The sequence below is a fragment of the Nocardioides sp. genome, from assembly GCF_036503465.1.
Classification (GTDB): domain Bacteria; phylum Actinomycetota; class Actinomycetes; order Propionibacteriales; family Nocardioidaceae; genus Nocardioides.
In genome coordinates this window covers 1-1,936 of the sequence record NZ_DASXWU010000052.1, presented here as the reverse complement: position 1 = coordinate 1,936, position 1,936 = coordinate 1, and the positions used below count along the sequence as shown (strand labels likewise).

General features: G+C 70.3%; 4 protein-coding genes. All 4 read left to right on the top strand.

Annotation, left to right across the window (positions count from 1 at the left end; genetic code table 11):
- On the top strand, nucleotides 1–245 hold a 245-nt coding region (locus tag VGK78_RS09345; RefSeq protein WP_331527347.1), incomplete at its 5' end, for a hypothetical protein.
- Between the two features lies 1 nt (nucleotide 246).
- On the top strand, nucleotides 247–600 hold the full coding sequence (locus VGK78_RS09340) for a DUF2190 family protein (RefSeq protein ID WP_331527346.1): 354 nt from the start codon (nucleotides 247–249) through the stop codon (nucleotides 598–600).
- Nucleotides 601–615: 15 nt separating this feature from the next.
- Nucleotides 616–1,728, top strand: a complete 1,113-nt coding sequence (locus tag VGK78_RS09335; protein ID WP_331527345.1) for a hypothetical protein — start codon at nucleotides 616–618, stop codon at nucleotides 1,726–1,728.
- A 16-nt stretch (nucleotides 1,729–1,744) separates the two neighbouring features.
- Complete coding sequence (locus VGK78_RS09330) at nucleotides 1,745–1,906, top strand: hypothetical protein (RefSeq protein ID WP_331527344.1); 162 nt, start codon at nucleotides 1,745–1,747, stop codon at nucleotides 1,904–1,906.
- Nucleotides 1,907–1,936: the final 30 nt, after the last annotated feature.

The window sequence follows — 1,936 nt, the reverse complement described above, 5'->3', positions numbered from 1 at the left end:
TCCAGACCGCCGGCATCACCGGTCGTGCCGTCAACGCCGACGACGGCTCGCTCGACGAGGCCGCCACCCGTACGGCGTTCGACGCCGCGATCGCAAAGCTCGCCGAGAAGGCCGGTGTGGGTCGCCCCCGCGGCCTCGGCGCCAAGCCCGCCAGCACCATCCACGAGTCCGACGACATCGACGCCGAGCTCGACGACCTCGCCGAGTCGGTCTTCGGCACCGTCCCCACCACCAAGGAGGCCTGAGATGGCCAAGAACCAGGTGTTCGCACCCTCGAAGACCCGGTCCCTGCCCGTTCCGGACGGCACCGTGTCCGGTGACCCGGTCATCGTCGGCACCATCGTCGGTGTCGCACTGACCGACAAGGGCGACGGAGGCAACGACGCCGCCAACGCGACCGTCGCCATCGACGGCGCCTGGGACCTCGCCATCGGCACCGCGACCGCGCTCGCCGTCGGCGACAAGGTCTTCATCGTCACGTCCACCAGGGCGCTGACCACCACGGACAACACCGGCGCCAACCCGGTCTTCGGGAAGATCCTCGAAGCCAAGGGCACCACCGCCGGCGAGGTCCACCCCGTCGAGATCGTCCAGGTCTGAGAGGAGACCCTGATCATGCCGAACCTTCTCACCGGGGCCGCAGCGGTCGCCGAAGGCGAGCAGACCCGCAAGGCGGGCCCGTCCGGCTACCACCGACGCATGGCGTCGGAGTCCTACCGAGGCAGGGTGGCCGAGGCTGGCCGCCTGTTCGTCCGCGCCTACAACGGCGACCTGCACGCGCAGGCCGACCTCAGGGAGGCGATGTCCACCAGCGACTTCCCGATCCTGTTCGGGGACTTCCTGAACCGAACCCTGGCCGCCCAGTACGCCGCGCGTCCGCCGGTGTGGCAGCAGTTCGCCGCCCGCACCACCGTCCGCGACTTCCGGCCGCAGAAGATCATCGACTTCCTCGGTGGTGCCGGTCTGCTCGACGACGTGGCCGAGTACGGCGAGTACCCGGCCCGGTCGCTCTCGGAGGCCGAGCTCGAGATCACGGTCGGCAAGAAGGGCGCCCGGCTGCAGTGGTCGTGGGAGATGAACATCAACGACGACCTCGGTGCGTTCCAGCGGGCCCCCGGCCAGCTGTCGCGCGGCGCCCGGTCGACCGAGGACCACACGGTCACCTCGGTGCTGTGCGACGCGTCCGGCCCGAAGGCGTGGCTCGGGACGCCCGCCACGGGTGCGCTGACCCAGGACACGCTGAACGCTGGTCTGGAGAAGCTCAACACCGCGGTCGACACCGACGGGAACCCGATCGACGTCGGCACACCGGTGCTCGTGATCCCGCCGGGCCAGCAACTGGTGGCGCAGCAGATCGTCCACACCACCGAGGTGCGTCAGACCTCGGCGTCGAAGACCACTATCCAGGCCGGCAACGGCCTGCTGACGGTCCCGCAGATCGTGGTGAACCGGTGGCTGTCCTCGATCAACACGACCAACGGTGACACCGCGTGGTACCTGCTGCCCGACCCGAACAGCGCCCGTCCGGCGGTGTTCGCGGCGTTCCTGCGTGGCCACGAGTCGCCGGACCTGCGGGTCAAGGCCGACGCCGGAATGATGCTCGGCGGCGGGCAGATCGACCCGGCGGAGGGATCGTTCGAGCGGGACGACATCCAGTACCGGCTGCGTCACGTGCTCGGTGGCGCGCAGGGCTTCGACGACGCGGTCTTCGTGTCGACCGGCGCCTGACTCGGCGCCTGACTCGGTGCCTGAACGCGAGCAGGCCGCGGACGACGAGACGCCATCCGCCGTGCGCTCTCTCCGTGGCCTGCTCGCCCGCCTGACCCACCCCATCCGCCCCGACCAGGCGGCACCTCGCAAACGCCCCGACGAGAAGACCGGGCGCCCCGAGGTCCGCGGCGACTGAGAGGAAACTGGCCGTGGCCATCGACTACAC